We start from the raw sequence: 16794 nt of genomic DNA, 5'->3' as shown, positions 1-16794 counted from the left end.
CTGGAGAAGCTGCGCGCCCTGGTCCGTGTCTGACAACCACGACCAGCCGTGCCCCGGCGAATCGGCCGCGGCGCGCCTCGATGCACGCCTGGTACCGGCCGCGCTCACCTGCTGGGTGGTGACCGCCGCCGGCATCTGGTGGCCGATCGGCAGGCCGGTGGCGGCGTGCTGTGTGGTGTTGGCCGCCGTCTCCGGCCTGCTGGCCTGGCGCGCCGTGGCTCGATCGGACGGAACCGGTCGGCTGCGGGCCGTCGCCGTCGGCCTGTCCGCGGTCGGCGTCACCGGTGCGGGATTCGGCTTGGCGGTGGCGTTACGCGCCGAAGCGGTAGAGCGTCACCCGATCACGGCCGCGTTCGGGACCGCCGCCCCGGTGACGGTCACCCCTAGCGAAAGCCCGGTGTCGTTGGGCCGCGGGCGGCTCATGTTCCGGGCCACGATGCAGCGCCTGCGCGACGAACAGATCTCGGGCCGGGTCGTCGTCTTCGCGCGCGCCCCGGATTTCGAATCGGACGGCGATGGGCTGATGGTGGGCCGGCCGGTGCGGTTCACGGCGCGGATCGGACACCCGACCCGCCGCGACCTCACCGTCGCGGTGCTCAACGCCTCGGGCCGCCCGACCATGGGCACCGCGGGCGCCGTGCAGCGGGCGGCCCACACCGTGCGCGGTCGGTTCGCCGCCGCGGTGCGCGGCACGCTGCCCGCCGAGCAGGCGGCGATGCTGCCGGCCCTCGTCCTGGGTGACACCTCGGCGGTCACCGCCGAGACGGACCGCGACTTTCGGGCGGCGGGCATGACGCACCTGATGGCGGTGTCGGGCGCCAACGTGACCATCGTCTGCGGGGCCGTGCTGTTCTCGGCGCGCGTGGTCGGACCGCGGGCGGCCGTCGTCCTGGCCGGGCTGGCCCTGGTCGCGTTCGTCGTCGTCGTGCAGCCGACGGCGAGCGTGCTGCGGGCGGCCGTGATGGGCGCCATCGCGCTGGCCGGGGTCCTGACTTCGCGGCGCCGCCAAGCCATTCCGGCGTTATGCGCCACGGTGCTGGGCCTGCTCGCGTTGGCCCCACAATTGGCCGTCGACGTGGGCTTCGCGCTGTCGGTGGCCGCGACCGCCGCGTTGGTCGTCATCGCGCCGGGCTGGTCGCGGCGCCTTGCGGGCAGGGGATGCCCCAAACCGCTGGCCGACGCGCTGTCGATCGCGGCGGCCGCACACGTGGTGACCGCCCCGTTGGTGGCCGGCATCTCCGGGCGGGTCAGCCTGGTGGCGATGGCCGCCAACCTGGCGGCGGCACCCGTCATTGCGCCGATCACGGTGCTGGGCAGCGCCGCCGCTGTGTTGAGCGTGGCATGGGCCGCGGGCGCCCATTTGCTGATCCGCTTCACCGGCCCCGAGCTGTGGTGGGTGGTGCGGGTGGCCCGTTGGTCGGCCGGCGCGCCCGCGGCGACGGTGCCCGTGCCCTCCGGTATGCCCGGGGTGCTGCTCGTCGCCGCGGTGACCGTGCTGATCGTCGTGGTGGTCGCCCGGCGGCGCGGAAGGCGCTGGCTCGGCGCCGCGGCCGCCCTCTGCGCGCTGGCTTGGTGGTTGTCCGACCTGCTGGATCCCGGGGCGGTCTAGTCGGTCGGTCGTGACACCATCGTGGGGTGAGCGACGATTCGCCGTTGCACCTGGTGCTGGGAGACGAGGAGCTGCTGGTCGAGCGGGCGGTGGCCGACGTGCTGCGGTCGGCCCGCCAGCGGGCCGGCGTCGAGGACGTTCCCGTCAGCCGCATGCGGGCGGGTGACGTCAGCACCTATGAGCTCGCCGAACTGCTGAGCCCGTCGCTGTTCGGCGACGAGCGGATCGTCGTCCTGGAGGCGGCCGGGGAAGCGGGCAAGGAGGCGGCTGCGGTGATCGCCTCCGCCGCGGCCGACGTTCCGATGGGCACGATGCTGGTGGTGGTGCACTCGGGGGGAGGGCGGGCCAAGGCGCTGGCCAGTGAGTTGCAGTCGCTCGGCGCCGTCGTACACCCGTGCGCGCGGATCACGAAGCTCAGCGAGCGGGTCGACTTCGTCCGCAAGGAGTTTCGGGCGTTGCGGGTGAAGGTCGACGAGGAGACCGTGACGGCGATGCCGGACGCGGTCGGCTCCGACGTGCGGGAGCTTGCGGCGGCCTGTTCGCAGTTGGTCGCCGACACCGGCGGCGTCGTCGACGCCGCCGCGGTCCGCCGCTACCACAGCGGCAAAGCCGAAGTGAAGGGCTTCGACATCGCGGACAAGGCGGTGGCCGGCGACGTCGCGGGCGCCGTCGAGGCGCTGCGGTGGGCGATGCTGCGCGGTGAGCCACTGGTGGTGCTGGCCGACGCGCTGGCCGAAGCCATCCACACGATCGGGCGGGTCGGGCCGCTTTCGGGCGACCCTTATCGGCTCGCGTCCCAGCTGGGCATGCCCCCGTGGCGGGTGCAAAAGGCCCAGAAGCAGGCGCGGTACTGGTCGCGTGACAGCGTGGCGGCGGCGATGAAGGTGGTGGCGACGCTCAACGCCAACGTCAAGGGCGCCGTCGCGGACGCCGATTACGCGCTGGAGTCGGCGGTCAGGACGGTGGCCGAGCTGGCCGCCAACCGAACCCGGTGAGCGGGGCTCAGAGCTTGTTGAGCGCGCGCGCCAGGGCGGACTTCTTGTTGGCCGCCTGATTCTTGTGGATCACGCCCTTGCTGGCCGCTTTGTCCAGCTTGCGGGTGGTCGCCGCGAGCAACTCCGTGGCCTTCTCTTTGTCGCCGGCGTGGGCGGCCTCGCGGAACGCGCGGACGGCGGTGCGAAGCGACGACTTCACCGACTTGTTGCGCAGTCGAGCGCGCTCGTTGGTGCGATTGCGCTTCTGCTGCGACTTGATGTTGGCCACGCTTTAGTTCCTTCTGCGATTCGACGTTTGCTTGGGGCGCCGGATACCACCACGGCGACTGCCCAGGTTATCAGTCGGTTACGTTTTCTCCCAAAACGGGAACCCGTGGCCTGCCATAACGTCAATTTGAGGCAGCATCTAACACCGTGAGTCTTCCGAGTCAGCTTGAGGAAACCAGGGGGAGTTTGCGCGCCGCGCGCAGCGAGCGCATTTTCGGCGGATACAACACGTCGTCGGACGTGTACGCGATGGCCTTCGACGAGATGTTCGATGCGCATGGCGCCGTGCGGGGACCCTACAAGGGCATCTACACCGAGCTCGCCCCGTCGGACGCCTCGGAGCTCAAGGCGCGCGCCGACGCCCTGGGCCGCGCGTTCATCGACCAGGGCATCACGTTCTCGCTGTCGGGCCAGGAGCGGCCTTTTCCGCTCGACCTGGTTCCCCGGGTCATCTCGGCCGCCGAATGGAGCCGGTTGGAGCGCGGCATCATCCAGCGCGTCAAGGCCCTCGAGATGTATCTCGACGACATCTACGGCGACCAGGAGATCCTCAACGACGACATCATCCCGCGCCGCCTGATCACCTCCTGCGAGCATTTCCACCGCGAGGCGATGGGCATCGTCCCGCCCAACGGCGTGCGCATCCACGTCGCCGGCATCGACCTGATTCGCGACGAGAAGGGGAATTTCCGCGTCCTCGAGGACAACCTGCGTTCGCCCTCCGGGGTGTCGTACGTCATGGAGAACCGGCGGACCATGGCGCGGGTCTTTCCGAATCTGTTCGCCACCCACCGGGTGCGTGCGGTCGACGACTACGCGTCCCACCTGCTGCGGGCCCTGCGCAATTCCGCGGCCACCAACGAGGCCGACCCCACGGTGGTGGTGCTGACCCCCGGTGTGTACAACTCGGCCTACTTCGAGCACTCGCTGCTGGCCCGCCAGATGGGCGTCGAGCTCGTGGAAGGTCGCGACCTGTTCTGCCGGGACAACCAGGTGTACATGCGCACGACCGAAGGGGAGGTGCAGGTCGACGTCATCTACCGGCGCATCGACGACGCCTTCCTGGACCCGCTCCAGTTCCGGGCCGACTCGGTGCTGGGCGTGGCAGGCCTGGTCAACGCCGCGCGCGCCGGCAACGTCGTCGTGTCCAGCGCCATCGGCAATGGTGTTGGCGACGACAAGCTCGTCTACACCTATGTGCCGACCATGATCGAGTACTACCTGGGTGAGAAGCCGTTGCTGGCCAACGTCGAGACCTACCGGTGCTGGCTCGACGACGAACGCGAAGAGGTGCTGGACCGGATCGACGAGTTGGTGCTCAAGCCGGTCGAAGGGTCCGGCGGGTACGGCATCGTGTTCGGGCCGGAAGCCTCCGAGAAGGAGTTGGCCACGGTCGCCAAGAAGGTTCGCGACGATCCGCGCAGCTGGATCGCCCAGCCGATGATGGAGCTGTCGACCGTGCCGACGCAGATCGGAAACACGCTCGCGCCGCGATACGTCGACCTGCGGCCTTTCGCGGTCAACGACGGCGACGACGTGTGGGTGCTGCCCGGCGGGCTGACCCGGGTCGCCCTGGTCGAGGGCTCGCGGGTGGTCAACTCCAGCCAGGGTGGCGGCTCGAAGGACACCTGGGTGCTGGCGTCGCGGACCTCGGCCGGCGACCACGAGCTCGGCGCCGCGGAAGTGGTGCGCTCGCTGCCGGAGTCGATGCCCGACCCGGAGGTGGACGGCGCGCCGCGGCTGACGCAAACCCAGTCCCTGACCAGGGAATCACCCCAGGAACAGCAGCTTCAGCAACAGCAGCGGCGGAGGAGGCGCTGATGCTGGCCCGAAACGCCGAGGCGCTGTTCTGGATCGGCCGCTATGTCGAGCGCGCCGACGACACCGCCCGCATCCTCGACGTGGTGCTGCACCAGCTGCTCGAGGATTCCAGCGTCGACCCGGACCAGACGTCTCGGCTGCTGCTGCGGGTGCTCGGGATCGATCCCCCGAGCCACGACCTGGACGTGTGGTCATTGACCGACCTGGTGGCCTTCAGCACCAATGCCTCGGGCGGTTCATCGATCGTCGACGCGATCACGGCGGCGCGGGAAAATGCGAAGTCGGCACGGGAGGTCACCTCCAGCGAGATCTGGGAGTGCCTCAACGGCACCTATCATGCCCTGGCCGAACGCGAGCGCGCGGCCAAACGCCTTGGGCCCCATGAATTCCTGTCCTACATCGAGGGGCGCGCGGCGATGTTCGCCGGGCTGGCCGACTCGACGTTGTCACGCGACGACGGGTACCGCTTCATGGTGCTGGGCCGTGCGATCGAGCGGATCGACATGACGGTGCGGCTGTTGCTTTCGCGGGTGGGGGACAGCGCTTCCTCCCCGGCGTGGGTGACGTTGCTGCGCTCCGCGGGCGCGCACGACACCTACCTGCGCACCTATCGCGGCGTGCTCGACGCCAGCCGCGTGGTCGAGTTCATGCTGCTCGACCGGCTGTTCCCGCGTTCGGTGTTCTATTCGCTGCGGCTGGCCGAACACAACCTCGACGAACTGCTGCACAACCGCCAGAGCCGCATCGGGGCCACGGGGGAGGCGCAGCGGTTGCTCGGGCAGGCCCGCAGCGAGCTGGAATTCGTGCAACCCGGTGTGCTGCTGGAGTCGCTGGAGAGCCGCTTGGCCGGACTGCAGCGAACGTGTCGCGACGTCGGAGAAGCGTTGTCCGTGCAGTACTTTCACGTCACTCCGTGGGTGGCGTGGTCGGATGCCGCCGACCGCCGGCTGGTCAGCAGGCAGGGGGACGCCTGATGTGGCGGCTGCGGGTGGTGCACACCACCGGATACGCCTACCAGTCGGCGGTGACCGCCTCCTACAACGAGGCGCGGCTGACCCCGCGGTCGAACACCAGGCAGAACGTCATCCTCAATCGCGTCGAGACGATCCCGGCCACCCGGTCCTACCGCTACATCGACTATTGGGGCACCGCGGTGACGGCGTTCGATCTGCACGCGCCGCACACCGATCTCACCGTGACGTCGTCCTCGGTGGTCGAGACCGAGCAGCCGGAACCGGCGGTGACCGACGTCGGCTGGGACGATCTGCGATCCGCGGCGGTGATCGATCGGTTCGACGAGTTGCTGCGCCCCACCGCGCACACCCCGGCGAGCAAAAAGGTTGTCTCCATAGCCAAGAAGATCGCCAAGGCGCACCAGCCCGCCGAGGCCGTCGCCGCCGCGGCGCACTGGGTGCGCGGCGAGCTGGACTACTTGCCGGGCACCACCAGCGTGCACTCGTCGGGGCTGGACGCGTTGAACGCGGGCAAGGGTGTGTGTCAGGACTTCGTACACCTTTCGCTGATGTTGTTGCGCGCCATGGGGATTCCGGCGCATTACGTGTCGGGTTATCTGCATCCCAAGCGCCACGCCGTCGTCGGGGACACGGTGGACGGGCGCAGCCACGCCTGGATTCAGGCGTGGACCGGGGGGTGGTGGAGCTACGACCCGACCAACGAGACCGAGATCTCCGAGCAGTACGTCAGCGTGGGCGCCGGCCGCGACTACACCGACGTTCCACCCCTGAAGGGCATCTACTCCGGAGAGGGTGCGACCGATCTCGACGTCGTCGTGGAGGTCACCCGGCTGGCTTAGCCGTCCGGGCATAGCGTGCACGCATGGACTACAGCGGGCGCCGGCCCGCCGGCTTCTCGTTGCCGCTGCTTTCGACGCTGTGCGTGACGCTGCTCTTCGGCGGGATCGCCGTCGGCGTCGGCCTGGGCGGCGTGATGCCGTTGCCGTATGGGCCGGCGGCCGCGGTCGTGGCCTACGTCCGCGCGCAGCCGGTCGCCGGGCGCGTCGTCGCGGTTGCGACGTTCGCGTCGTCGGTCCCCCTGGCCGTCTACGCCGCGACGGTGGGCGTGCGGCTGCGGCGCCTCGGGGCGGGCGGGCCGGGAGCCGCGATCGCGCTGACGGGGGGCATCTTGGCGGCCGGCGCGCTGGGGCTGTGCGGATTGTTGGCCTGGCCGCTGTCGCAGCCCGGAGTCGCCGCGGACGCGCCGTTGGTCCGGGTCCTGTACTTGCTGGTGTTCCTCGTCGGCGGCCCGGGGCATATCGTCGCCCTGGGTCTGCTGGTGGCCGCGATGGCGGCAACCTCGCTGAACCTGGGGGTGCTCCCGAGGCCGGTCGCCTGGGCCGGCCTGGTAACCGCCGCCCTCGCCGAAGCGGCGCTCGGGGTGATGATCTGGCCGGATCTGGGCGTGATCCTGCCAATCGCGCGGGTGCTGGCGCTGTCTTGGCTGGTGCTGGCCGGGGCGCTGCTGCCGTTGCGGCGCAATGACATTCGGGAATGAGGAGTTACGGGGAGTCGATCTCGACGCGATGCAGGTCGTCGCCGAGCTCGATCCGCCCGCCGAACCGCGATGCCGCCAGCGCCCGCCACTGTTCTTCTTGGCCCGGCACCAGCGCCGGCACGTAGTGCGTCATGACGAGGGTGCCGACCCCCGCGCGTGCGGCGGTTTCCGCCGCCTCTTCTACGGACGAGTGGTAGTCGCAGATGTCCTGCAGCCGTTGTTGCGGGATGTTGGCGACGATGTCCTTGCGGATCACGGTGTGCACCAGCGCGCCGGCTCCCGCGGCCAGCTCGTCGAGGCCCGCGCAGGGGACCGTGTCCCCGGCGAGCACCACCGACGCCGTCCCGTAGTCGACGCGAAACCCGATCGTTGGCGCCACCGGCCGGTGATCGGTCGGCGCGACGCGGATCGACACGCCATCGCGGTCCCACACCGCCCCGCCGGTGCATTCGTGGACCTCGACCGCCGGCGGGGCGTTCAGGTCGGCGTGGTGGGCGAGCCGGTACTCGATGTCGTGGCGGAACGCGTGCAGCGTGGCCTCGACCGTCTCCGCTATCCCGGGCGGCCCGATGATCGGCAGCGGCGCCGGATCGGGCGCGAAGGTGCTGATCCAGCGGGTGATCAGGAGATCACCGAGGTCTCCGATGTGGTCGCTGTGCAGATGGGTGATCAGCAGCGCCGACAATCCCGCCGCGCCCACGCCGACCGCCGCCGCGCGCTGCAACACACCGCGGCCGCAGTCCACCAGAAATACCTGCCCGCCGGCCCGCACCAGAGTCGACGGCCCGGCGCGGTTTGGGTCGGGGATCGGGCTTCCGGTCCCGAGCAGCGTGATCTCGATCATGGCCCTTATCTTGCAAGCCCCAGCCCCGCGCAGGTGGGCCAATCGCTCGATCAGACCCGGCGCGGCGGCGCGGGCCGGTTTCGAACGCCGACGTCAGGGTATGGACACGGATCGGCTACCGGTTCTCGCCATGGCTTTTGCGCCGCGCGAGTTAGCCGTAGCCTGGTGTGAAGCCGATCACAACCAGCTGGAGGCCTTGATGCGGATTGCAGACGTCTTGCGGAACAAGGGCGCGGCGGTGGTGACCATCAATCCCGAGGCGACGGTCAAAGAGCTGCTCGCGGGCCTCGCCGAGCAGAACATCGGCGCCATGGTGGTGGTAGGCGACGAGGGCGTCGTCGGCATCGTCTCCGAGCGCGACGTCGTGCGTCAGCTGCACACCCATGGCGCCAGCGTGCTGTCACGCCCGATCTCGAAGATCATGACCGCTACCGTCGCGACCTGCACAAAGGCCGACACGGTGGATTCGCTGAGCGTGCTGATGACCAAGAACCGGGTGCGTCACGTCCCGGTGCTCGACGGCAAGAAGCTGATCGGCATCGTCAGCATCGGCGACGTGGTGAAGACCCGGATGGAAGAACTCGAGGCCGAGCACCAGCAGCTGCAGTCCTACATCACGCAGGGCTGAGCGCCGCGCGACAGGCGCCTAGCTCCACGAGTAGTCGGCGCGCAACCGCTCGGCCACCAGGTCGAAGATCTCCCGATCCAGAATCGCGCCCTCGCGGCGAATGCTTTCCTCCGGCACGTCGAGCACCCGGTCCAGCCTGACCCAGCTGGGCCTGCCCTCGTAGTCCCACGCCCCGGAGCCGATCCGGACCCAGTCCCGGTCCTCGGCGTGGCGCTCCTGGCTGGACAGCATCAACCCCAGCAACACCCGACGGTCCCGCCCCACGACGAGCACCGGCCGGTCCTTGCCGCGGGTCGGATCGTCTTCGTAGACGACCCACGTCCACACGATCTCGCCGGGATCGGCTCGACCGTCGAGGTCCGGGGCGTAGACCAGCTTGCGCGCCCGCTGGCCGGTGGGGAAGCTCGTGCTGGTCACCGGGCGGCCCGCGGTGACGGCCGGCGGTTGCGGCGCGGCGGCCGCGATGACGTTCGCGGTGATCTTGACGGCCTGCTGCAGTTCTCGCAGCACCGTCTGCGAGTTCTGCACGTGCCGGGCCAGCCGCGGGGCCCGATCGAAGACCAGGTTCTCGGCAAACCGCTGGAACGTCTTCCACTGGGATTTGCGGGCAGACGCCATATTCGCAGCATAGACGCGCGCGTGCGGGTGCGATTGTGTCCAAGTAGGTCTCGGGCACCCCGCCTAGATACCCTGGACATACCAACTGAGCCGGCGTTCACGCCGCCGCGAGCATGTCCAGACCAGGAGATTCCCATCAGCAGTTTCGCCGACAAGACCTTCACCGCGCCGGCGCAGATTCGGAACTTCTGCATCATCGCCCACATCGATCACGGCAAGTCCACGCTGGCGGACCGGATGCTCCAGCTCACCGGCGTCGTCGACGAGCGATCGATGCGCGCGCAGTACCTGGACCGGATGGACATCGAGCGCGAGCGCGGGATCACCATCAAGGCGCAGAACGTGCGGTTGCCCTGGAAGGTCGGCGACGAAGAGTACGTCCTGCACCTGATCGACACCCCCGGGCACGTGGACTTCACCTACGAGGTGTCGCGGGCACTGGAGGCGTGCGAGGGTGCGGTGCTGCTGGTCGACGCGGCCCAGGGCATCGAGGCGCAGACGCTGGCCAACCTGTACCTGGCGCTGGACCGCGACCTGCACATCATCCCGGTACTCAACAAGATCGACCTGCCGGCCGCCGACCCGGACCGCTACGCGGGCGAGATCGCCCACATCATCGGCTGTGAGCCCGGCGATGTGCTGCGGGTGTCCGGCAAGACCGGCGAGGGCGTCGCCGACCTGCTCGACCACGTCGTGCGCGAGGTGCCGCATCCGCGGGGCGACGCCGACGCGCCGACCCGCGCGATGATCTTCGACTCCGTCTACGACATCTACCGCGGTGTGGTGACCTACGTCCGGGTGATGGACGGCAAGATCGTCCCGCGGGAGCGCATCCTGATGATGTCCACCGGCGCCACCCACGAGCTGCTCGAGGTCGGCATCGTCTCGCCCGAACCGAAAGCCAGCGCGGGCCTGGGGGTGGGCGAGGTCGGCTACCTGATCACGGGCGTGAAGGACGTCCGCCAGTCCAAGGTCGGTGACACGGTGACGACGGCCCGGCACGGCGCCACCGAGGCGCTGACGGGATACCGCGAACCCAAGCCGATGGTCTACTCGGGCCTGTATCCGGTGGACGGCTCCGATTACCCGGTTCTGCGGGACGCCCTGGACAAGCTGCAGCTCAACGACGCGGCGCTGACCTACGAGCCGGAAACGTCGGTGGCGCTGGGCTTCGGCTTCCGGTGCGGGTTTTTGGGCCTGCTGCACATGGAGATCACCCGCGAGCGCCTGGAGCGCGAATTCGACCTCGACCTGATCTCGACGTCGCCCAACGTCGTCTACCGGGTGATCAAGGAGGACGACACCGAGATCGTGGTGACCAACCCGTCGGACTGGCCCGAGGGCAAGGTGCGCACGGTCTACGAACCGGTCGTCAAGACCACCATCATCGCGCCCAGCGAGTTCATCGGCACCATCATGGAGCTGTGCCAGTCGCGCCGCGGCGAGCTGGGCGGCATGGACTACCTGTCGCCCGAGCGGGTCGAGTTGCGCTACACGATGCCGCTCGGCGAGATCATCTTCGACTTCTTCGACTCGCTGAAGTCGCGCACCCGCGGCTACGCCAGCCTGGACTACGAGGAGGCCGGCGAGCAGGAGGCCCAGCTGGTCAAGGTCGACATCCTGCTGCAGGGCGAAGCCGTCGACGCGTTCAGCGCGATCGTGCACAAGGACGGCGCTTCGGCCTACGGCAACAAGATGACCACCAAGCTCAAGGAGCTGATTCCGCGCCAGCAGTTCGAGGTGCCGGTGCAGGCGGCCATCGGTTCGAAAATCATTGCGCGCGAGAATATCCGGGCAATCCGCAAGGATGTGCTATCCAAGTGCTACGGCGGAGACATCACCCGCAAACGCAAGCTGCTGGAAAAGCAGAAGGAAGGCAAGAAGCGGATGAAGACCATCGGGCGGGTGGACGTGCCGCAGGAAGCCTTCGTGGCGGCGCTGTCCACCGACACCGGTGGCGACAAGGGCAAGAAGTAGCCGTGCTGCTGATGCGAGCCGTCACTGTCGTCGGTCTCAGCCTGCTGGGCACCGGATGCGTCACGACAGTGGCCGGAACCCCAACCCGCACCGGCCCTCTCGGCGCGTCCGCGTTGCCGCTCGAACAGGTCCTACCGGACGACGCGGAGGTCAGCGCCGCCGTGGGAAACGAGCTGCCGCCCCACAGTCCGCCGCTGGTGGGTGGTATCGAGGTGCTGCCCAACGGGATTCGTGACGCCGGCGGCGCCGCTCCCATCGAATGCCTCGGCGCCGTCGACCCGGCGATGCGCCTCGTCTACGAAACCGGCCCGGTGCGCCGCGTCGCGACGCAGCGCTACTGGAATTACGGCTCCGGCGTGCAGGTGTCCAGCGCGACGGCAGCGGCGATCGAGCTGGCGACCGCGTCCGACGCGCAGCGACTCTTCGCGTCCTTCGTGCAGCAATGGCAAAACTGCACGGACACCACGGTCACCATGTACACACACGATGAGAGCGCCACCGAGTTGTACTCGAAGGTGACCGACGTCCGAGTCGACGGGCCGGTACTTTCCGCCACCGTCATCGCGTGGGACAACCATCACACCCCGCCAACCCCGGACGAGCGGGCGGTGGGCACCGCGGGCGACGTCATCGCCGACGTCAAGGTCGCCGTCGCGCCGCACGTGCCGGCCGGGACGCGGGCTGTCGACGTCGTTCAGGCTATGTTGCGAAAAGTCTCGAGCACCAACTGATGTCGATGCGCCGGACGATCCTCGCCTGCCTGTTGACCGTCGCGCTCGCGACGGGTTGCACGGTCGACGGCACCGCGCGGCCCGCGCCGAATCTGAAACCGCGCCCGGTGATTGGGCAACCCGTCAAGAAAGTGCTCCTCGATGACGCCGAGCTGTCGAAGCTGCTGGGCCAGTCCTTCGGGAGCAAGAACGAACTCCCGGCGCGGTTCGGCGGTCCCGAGGTGCTGCAGCCGGCCTTCGGCGCGGCCTCGCCCGCCAACTGCGTCGGTGTCACCTCGATGATGGTGAAGGACGCGTACCGATCCGCCGACGTCAAGAACGCCGCGCGGGAGACGTGGTGGAACCAGCGCGGACCGGCGAAGGTGATCAGCGTCGCCGAGGGCGTGGTCGCGCTGTCCAGCACCGGCGGGGCCGCCGCGCTGTTCCAACAGTTTGCACAACAGTGGCGCGACTGTGAGGGCACGACCGTGACCATCGGACGTCCCAGCATCATCATCGACCGCCCCGCGATCGTCTTCTCGGACACCATCTCTGAGGTAAGGGTCTCCGAATCGGTTCTGGCCGCGACCGTTTCGATCGACACCCAATTGCCCGGCATACCGTCGAGCGGGCCCAGGCCCGAGGCGCGCGCCATCGGCGTGCGGGGGAACTGCCTCGTCGAAGTCGAAGTGGCGTTCTTCAATTCGACGCGCTCGTCGGATGAGGGCTCCGGCGATGTGCACCGCAGCGCCATCGACATCGCGCACGCCATGATGGACAAGGTCAGCGGGCTGAGCTGACCGGCAGCTGCCACAAACCTGGGACTTCTCTGGGGGTTGAGCTGTGCTCACGCGTGGGCGACGGCTTCGCCGCGCCGTCGAGCCTAAGCTCGGGTGAAGTGGGAGGTAGCCGAGAAGCGCATGGAAAGAATTTGCGGTAGCGAATTGCCGCCTTCTGCGTTTGTCGCCGTGGCGACCGGTAGAAGCGGCGGCCGGCGAGCACGTTGTTACGCCGTAGCACTTTTGGTCGTGCTGATCTCGGCCACGGGCTGCTCCACCACCGTCGGTGGCGCGGCGCGGGCTCCGGCGAACCTCACGACGCGATTCCTCGACGGGCACACCCTCGAGCGGGTGCTCCTCGGCAAGAGCGCGCTGTCCCGCGTTGTCAGGGAGCCCGTGGAACTCGACCCGGGTTTCCCACCGTTTGTCGGGGGACCCGAGATGTTGGGTCGCGTGCGGTCGGAGGGGTCCGAAAGCTGCCTCGGGGTGGCAGTGATGATGCGGGCGGGCGCCTATCGGTCCGCGAACGTCAAAGCCGTTGCCTTCACTACGTGGCGGCCCACTGCCCCGTCCGGCGCGGCGGTCATCCGCGTGCAAGAGGCCGCCATCGGCCTGCCCACGGCCGATCAGGCCTACGCGCTGTTTTCGACGATCGCCAGGCGGTGGCAAGAATGCGACGGAAAGACCGTCCCCATTGCGGGCGGCAGTCTGCCGCTGGAAGTGAAAGTCAGTCACGTGCAAAGCGCGAGTTCCGTTGTCGCCGCGACTATTTCGACACAGTGGAACATGCCACCGTCGTTTTCGCCGCCAGCGCTTCCCGCTGAGCGGGCTGTCGGGGTCCGGGACAATTGCCTCATCGAAGTCGAGGTCGACTTCTTCGACGCACCAAGCGCATTGCAAGACGGCACGCGTGACGCGAACGCCAGGGCGCTCGACATCGCCCAAGTCATGCGAGACAAGGTGAGCGCGCTGAGCTGATTCGCGGTACGGATGGCGGCGACCCGCGTCGCCCGGCCTGACGGCCGCGCTCGCGATCGCCGCGGTGTTGATGGCGGCGACCCGCGTCGCCCGGCCTGACGGCCGCGCTCGCGATCGCCGCGGTGTTGATGGCGGCGACCCGCGTCGCCCGGCCTGACGGCCGCGCTCGCGATCGCCGCGGTGTTGATGGCGGCGACCCGCGTCGCCCGGCCTGACGGCCGCGCTCGCGATCGCCCCGGTACCGAGGGCGGCGACCCGCGTCCCCCCGCCTGACGGCCGCGCTCGCGATCGCCGCGGTGTTGATGGCGGCGACCCGCGTCGCCCGGCCTGACGGCCGCGCTCGCGATCGCCGCGGTGTTGATGGCGGCGACCCGCGTCGCCCGGCCTGACGGCCGCGCTCGCGATCGCCGCGGTGTTGATGGCGGCGACCCGCGTCGCCCGGCCTGACGGCCGCGCTCGCGATCGCCGCGGTGTTGATGGCGGCGACCCGCGTCGCCCGGCCTGACGGCCGCGCTCGCGATCGCCGCGGTGTTGATGGCGGCGACCCGCGTCGCCCGGCCTGACGGCCGCGCTCGCGATCGCCGCGGTGTTGATGGCGGCGACCCGCGTCGCCCGGCCTGACGGCCGCGCTCGCGATCGCCGCGGTGTTGATGGCGGCGACCCGCGTCGCCCGGCCTGACGGCCGCGCTCGCGATCGCCGCGGTACGGATGGCGGCGACCCGCGTCGCCCGGCCTGACGGCCGCGCTCGCGATCGCCGCGGTACGGATGGCGGCGACCCGCGTCGCCCGGCCTGACGGCCGCGCTCGCGATCGCCGCGGTACGGATGGCGGCGACCCGCGTCGCCCGGCCTGACGGCCGCGCTCGCGATCGCCGCGGTACGGATGGCGGCGACCCGCGTCGCCCGGCCTGACGGCCGCGCTCGCGATCGCCGCGGTACGGATGGCGGCGACCCGCGTCGCCCGGCCTGACGGCCGCGCTCGCGATCGCCGCTACATCGGCGCGTTGGCGGGCTGGAACATCCCGGAGCCGTCGGCCTCCTCCTCGGCGCGGATCACGTGCACCACGGCGTTGATCAGCGCCAGGTGGGTGAACGCCTGCGGGAAGTTGCCCAGGTGCCGGCCGGTCCGTGGCTCGATCTCCTCGGCGTAGAGGTGCAACGGGCTGGCATAGGACAGCAGCCGCTCGCACAACCGCTTGGCCCGCGCCACCTCGCCGATCTCCACCAGGGCCGACACCAGCCAGAACGAGCAGATCGTGAACGTGCCCTCCTCGCCGGACAACCCGTCGTCGGTCTCCTCCACCCGGTAGCGCAGCACCAGGCCCTCCGAGGTGAGTTCGTTGGCGATGGCCAGCACGGTGTTGCGCACCCGCGGATCGTCCGGCGGCAGGAAGCGGGTCAGCACCACGAGCAGCAGCGAGGCGTCCAGCGCGTCGCTGCCGTAGCGCTGGGTGAACACCCCGCGGGCGTCCACCCCGTGTTGCAGGATGTCCTCCTTGATCTCCTCGGCGATCGCCCGCCACTGCTGGGCGTAGCTCTTCTCGCCCTGCCGCTCGGCCAGCTTCGCCCCGCGGTCGAGCGCGACCCAGCACATCACCTTCGACGAGGTGAAGTGCTGCGGCTCGCCGCGGACCTCCCAGATGCCCCGGTCGGGTTCTCGCCAGTGCTTGATGGCCTCCTCCACCTGCTTCTTGAGCACCGGCCACAGCGTCTCGGGGACCTGCTCGCGCGACTTGGCGTGCAGGTAGAACGAGTCGAGGATGGAACCCCAGATGTCGTGCTGCACCTGGTCGTAGGCGCCGTTGCCGATGCGCACCGGGCGCGCATGGTCGTAGCCGGACAGGTGATGGAGTTCCTCCTCCACCAGGCTGCGTTCGCCGCCCACTCCGTACATCACCTGCAGCGGGTGCCGTTCGTTGCTGTTGGCGCCGGAGACGTCGGCGATGAACGCGAAGAAGTCGTCGGCCTCGCGGTCCAGTCCCAGCGTGTAGAGACCCCACAACGCGAACGTCGAGTCACGCACCCACGCGTAGCGGTAGTCCCAATTGCGTTCGCCCTGAGGCGTTTCCGGAAGCGACGTGGTACTGGCCGCCAGCAGCGCCCCGGTCGGCGAGTAGGTCAGCCCCTTCAGCGTGAGCGCGCTGCGCTGCAGGTACGCCCGCCACGGGTGGTCGGGGAAGTTGCCGATGTTGATCCACTGCCGCCAGCATTCGGTGGTCTGCCACATCTTGTCGGCGGCCTCTTCGTAGGTCTGCGGCGCCGGATGCTTTGTCCAGCTCAGCGCGACGAACACGTCGTCGCCCTCTTTCATCCGGGTGCGCGCCCGCGCCTCGCGACCCTCCAGCCCGATCCGCAGGTTGCTGGTGAGCCGCAGTGTCGGGTGGGCGTCGGGCTGCTTGGTCGCCCGGGCCACCGCCTCGCCGTACGCATTGGCCGAGTACTCCCAGGTGGCGCCGACGCGGTGGTAGTCGAACGCGGGCTCGCAGCTCATCATCAGCTCGACCGTGCCGCTGACGCAGCGCACCGTGCGCAGCAGGATGTGCTCGGCGTCCCAGTCCATCGGGGTGCGGCGGTGCGTCCTCGACCGGCGCTCGATGTCGTGCCAGGGCCCCATCACCAGCGCGTCGCGCACGATCAGCCACCCGGTGTGGGTTTGCCACGTGGTCTCCATGATCAGGCTGCCCGGCAGGTAGCGGCGGGCCGAGGGCACCGAGACGCCGTAGGGGCCGAGCCGGAAATGGCCGGCGCTGCGGTCCAGGATCGCGCCGAACACGCTGGGGGAGTCCGGCCGGGGCACGCACAGCCATTCGACGGATCCGGCGGGGGAGATCAGGCACGTCGTCTCCCAGTCCGACAGGAACGCGTAGTCGGCGATCGGCGGAAACGGGTTCCGTAGCGCCCCGCTGGAAGCCAGGGGCGCCGGCGCGCTGAAGTCGATGGGTGACGGCAACGTCGCCGGGGCCGCTTCGAATGCCTCCTCGGGCATGGCGTCGGCGGGCTGGTCGTCGGGCTGAGCGTGCAGGACCATCCCGACATCATCATCTGTGGAGCGGTCCCC

The 16794-nt window shown here is 69.5% G+C and carries 14 protein-coding genes and 1 pseudogene; 11 read left to right on the top strand and 4 right to left on the bottom strand.

Translation table 11 applies throughout. The features are described 5' to 3' along the window. The first annotated feature begins 25 nt into the window (after positions 1–25). Both A9X05_RS26805 and holA read left to right on the top strand, forming a co-directional pair. Complete coding sequence (locus A9X05_RS26805; RefSeq protein WP_067785179.1) at positions 26–1609, top strand: ComEC/Rec2 family competence protein; 1584 nt, start codon at positions 26–28, stop codon at positions 1607–1609. 44 nt (positions 1610–1653) lie between these two features. Next, positions 1654–2604: a DNA polymerase III subunit delta gene (gene holA / locus A9X05_RS26800; RefSeq protein WP_156737016.1), complete on the top strand. Its 951-nt coding sequence runs from the start codon at positions 1654–1656 to the stop codon at positions 2602–2604. Positions 2605–2611: 7 nt separating this feature from the next. On the opposite strand, the gene rpsT is transcribed toward holA, so the two are convergent. Then, a complete protein-coding gene (rpsT, locus tag A9X05_RS26795; protein WP_067756740.1) occupies positions 2612–2872 on the bottom strand; it encodes a 30S ribosomal protein S20 in 261 nt (86 codons plus the stop codon). Between the two features lie 146 nt (positions 2873–3018). On the opposite strand from rpsT, the gene A9X05_RS26790 reads away from it, so the two are divergent. From A9X05_RS26790 to A9X05_RS26775, 4 genes are read left to right on the top strand one after another with little or no spacing between them, the layout of a single operon-like run. Beyond that, positions 3019–4692: a circularly permuted type 2 ATP-grasp protein gene (locus A9X05_RS26790; RefSeq protein WP_067756737.1), complete on the top strand. Its 1674-nt coding sequence runs from the start codon at positions 3019–3021 to the stop codon at positions 4690–4692. After that, positions 4692–5666 carry an alpha-E domain-containing protein gene (locus A9X05_RS26785; RefSeq protein ID WP_067756734.1) on the top strand — a complete coding sequence of 325 codons (975 nt, stop codon included), beginning with the start codon at positions 4692–4694 and terminating at the stop codon, positions 5664–5666. Before A9X05_RS26790 ends, A9X05_RS26785 begins: the two co-directional genes overlap by 1 nt. Then, positions 5666–6505, top strand: a complete 840-nt coding sequence (locus tag A9X05_RS26780; RefSeq protein WP_067756731.1) for a transglutaminase family protein — start codon at positions 5666–5668, stop codon at positions 6503–6505. Before A9X05_RS26785 ends, A9X05_RS26780 begins: the two co-directional genes overlap by 1 nt. A gap of 23 nt (positions 6506–6528) precedes the next feature. Beyond that, a complete protein-coding gene (locus A9X05_RS26775; protein ID WP_082971072.1) occupies positions 6529–7203 on the top strand; it encodes a hypothetical protein in 675 nt (224 codons plus the stop codon). A 4-nt stretch (positions 7204–7207) separates the two neighbouring features. Here A9X05_RS26775 and A9X05_RS26770 read toward each other — a convergent pair whose 3' ends face one another. After that, a complete protein-coding gene (locus tag A9X05_RS26770) occupies positions 7208–8047 on the bottom strand; it encodes a ribonuclease Z (RefSeq protein WP_067747518.1) in 840 nt (279 codons plus the stop codon). A gap of 199 nt (positions 8048–8246) precedes the next feature. Between A9X05_RS26770 and A9X05_RS26765 the strand changes: the two genes are divergently transcribed. After that, on the top strand, positions 8247–8675 hold the full coding sequence (locus A9X05_RS26765) for a CBS domain-containing protein (RefSeq protein WP_067747652.1): 429 nt from the start codon (positions 8247–8249) through the stop codon (positions 8673–8675). 18 nt (positions 8676–8693) lie between these two features. Here the strand turns inward: A9X05_RS26765 and A9X05_RS26760 are convergent, their stop codons facing one another. Beyond that, on the bottom strand, positions 8694–9293 hold the full coding sequence (locus A9X05_RS26760) for a type II toxin-antitoxin system PemK/MazF family toxin (RefSeq protein ID WP_067747526.1): 600 nt from the start codon (positions 9291–9293) through the stop codon (positions 8694–8696). On the opposite strand from A9X05_RS26760, the pseudogene lepA reads away from it, so the two are divergent. The 4 genes and pseudogenes from lepA to A9X05_RS26740 all read left to right on the top strand — a co-directional run bounded on the left by lepA (position 9275) and on the right by A9X05_RS26740 (position 13737). After that, a pseudogene (gene lepA, locus A9X05_RS26755) lies at positions 9275–11270 on the top strand (translation elongation factor 4). The gene A9X05_RS26760 and the pseudogene lepA sit on opposite strands and share 19 nt — an antisense overlap. Before the next feature lie 11 nt (positions 11271–11281). Then, positions 11282–12001: a sensor domain-containing protein gene (locus A9X05_RS26750; protein WP_067785185.1), complete on the top strand. Its 720-nt coding sequence runs from the start codon at positions 11282–11284 to the stop codon at positions 11999–12001. Beyond that, positions 12001–12780 carry a sensor domain-containing protein gene (locus A9X05_RS26745; protein WP_231978478.1) on the top strand — a complete coding sequence of 260 codons (780 nt, stop codon included), beginning with the start codon at positions 12001–12003 and terminating at the stop codon, positions 12778–12780. The genes A9X05_RS26750 and A9X05_RS26745 overlap by 1 nt, the downstream gene beginning before the upstream one ends. A gap of 228 nt (positions 12781–13008) precedes the next feature. Continuing rightward, positions 13009–13737 (top strand): sensor domain-containing protein, encoded by a 729-nt coding sequence (locus tag A9X05_RS26740; protein ID WP_197499215.1) that lies wholly within the window; start codon positions 13009–13011, stop codon positions 13735–13737. A gap of 990 nt (positions 13738–14727) precedes the next feature. On the opposite strand, the gene A9X05_RS26735 is transcribed toward A9X05_RS26740, so the two are convergent. After that, positions 14728–16764 carry a glycoside hydrolase family 15 protein gene (locus A9X05_RS26735; protein ID WP_067785171.1) on the bottom strand — a complete coding sequence of 679 codons (2037 nt, stop codon included), beginning with the start codon at positions 16762–16764 and terminating at the stop codon, positions 14728–14730. Positions 16765–16794 lie beyond the last annotated feature (30 nt).

Origin of the sequence: Mycobacterium sp. E3298, from assembly GCF_001666895.1 — a bacterium.
Classification (GTDB): domain Bacteria; phylum Actinomycetota; class Actinomycetes; order Mycobacteriales; family Mycobacteriaceae; genus Mycobacterium.
This window is presented reverse-complemented; position numbering and strand designations above follow the sequence as displayed.